The 1,586-nt window shown below is 59.3% G+C and carries 2 protein-coding genes; both read left to right on the top strand.

Annotated elements, in window-relative coordinates; translation table 11 throughout:
- Positions 1–151 precede the first annotated feature (151 nt).
- Positions 152–619, top strand: coding sequence for a peroxiredoxin (locus QZY06_RS14935; protein ID WP_295685869.1), 468 nt, complete (start codon positions 152–154; stop codon positions 617–619).
- 89 nt (positions 620–708) lie between these two features.
- Positions 709–1,586, top strand: an 878-nt coding sequence (locus QZY06_RS14930; protein ID WP_295685868.1) for a PhoH family protein, incomplete at its 3' end; no start/stop codon positions are given.

Here is a 1,586-nt window from a genome sequence, read left to right as displayed (position 1 = left end):
GCATGCTCGACCCGATCAAAAGCTGAACCTGAGCACCCGTTCAGGGCCTGATTCTTGCGGTCTTGTTTGCCATCTTGTTTGAACGGGCCGGGTGTAGTCTGATCGCCACAGACCGCACCTGATCATTCCCCACTCACCGAGGACAAGCTGCATGAGCCTGACGATTGGCGACAAGCTGCCGGAGCTGACGCTCGCGGCCAGCGGCGGCAAGACCATCAGCCTGGCAAAGGATTTCAAAGGCAAGAAACTGGTCGTGTACTTCTATCCGAAGGACAACACGCCGGGCTGCACGGTCGAAGGCCAGGAATTCACCGGCCTGTATGCGGATTTCGTCAAGGCCGGCGCCGACATCGTCGGCGTGTCCAAGGACAGCGTGAAATCGCACGACAACTTCTGCACCAAGTTCGGCTTTCCGTTCACCTTGCTGTCCGACGGTGACGAAGCGATGTGCAATGCCTTCGGCGTGATCGTTGAAAAAAGCATGTACGGCAAGAAGTACATGGGTATCGACCGTTGCACGTTCCTGTTCGACAGCAAGGGCAAACTCGTAAAAGACTGGCGCAAGGTTTCTGCGAAAGGCCATGCCGCCGAAGTGCTGGAGGCGGTCACCGCTCTCTGACGCCCTTGCCGAACATCCATCAAGTGTCCTTCTGAGCCGATGCGCGATCCTCTGCGCGTCGGCTCGTTTGTTTCATCTCCCGGAAATCGATGAAAAAGAAAATCTTCGTGCTCGACACCAACGTCCTGATGCACGACCCGAGCTGCCTATACCGCTTCGAGGAACATGACATCTACATCCCGATGGTCGTGCTCGAAGAGCTCGACAACGGGAAGAAAGGCACCTCCGAGACCTCGCGCAATGTCCGTCAGGTAGCGCGAATCCTCGATGGCCTGATGCATGGCAAGGACCATGCGCAGATCGAGAAAGGCATTCCCTTGCCGACCACGGTCAACAAGGGCACGAATGGCAACGGCAACGGCCACACCGGCGGCACGCCGACAGCGCCATCGTCCGGCCGTCTGTTCTTCCAGACCCGGCCTTCGGCCGCCGCACTCCCGGAAATGCTGCCGGGCAACAAGCCGGACAACAACATCCTGCTCGCCGCTCTCGGGCTGCAGAGCCAGCATCCGTCACGGACGATCACTTTGGTGTCGAAAGACATCAATCTGCGGATCAAGGCCGCGATCGTCGGCGTGCACACCGAGGACTATCACAACGATCAGGTGCTCGATGACCTCGATCTGCTGTATTCCGGCTACGCCAAACTGCCCGACGATTTCTGGACCACGCACGGCGAGAAGATGGACAGCTGGCAGGATGATCGCGGCCGCGCCTGCTACAAGGTCAGCGGGCCGAAGGTCAAGGAATGGCATGTCAACGAATTCCTGTACCTGCCGGACGAAGTCGAACGCGGCCTTGAACTGACCGTCCAGGCGCTCGACGGCGACAGCGCCAAGCTGCACGTGATCCGCGACTACCGCGCCGGCAAGACGCCGGTCTGGGGCATCCACGCCAAGAATCGCGAGCAGAACTTCGCGCTCAATCTGCTGCTCGATCCGGATGTCGATTTCGTCTCGCTGCTCGG

The organism is uncultured Nevskia sp., from assembly GCF_903885465.1.
GTDB lineage: Bacteria > Pseudomonadota > Gammaproteobacteria > Nevskiales > Nevskiaceae > Nevskia.
The sequence above is the reverse complement of the archived record's forward strand: the minus strand, read 5'-3'. Positions and strand labels throughout refer to the sequence as shown.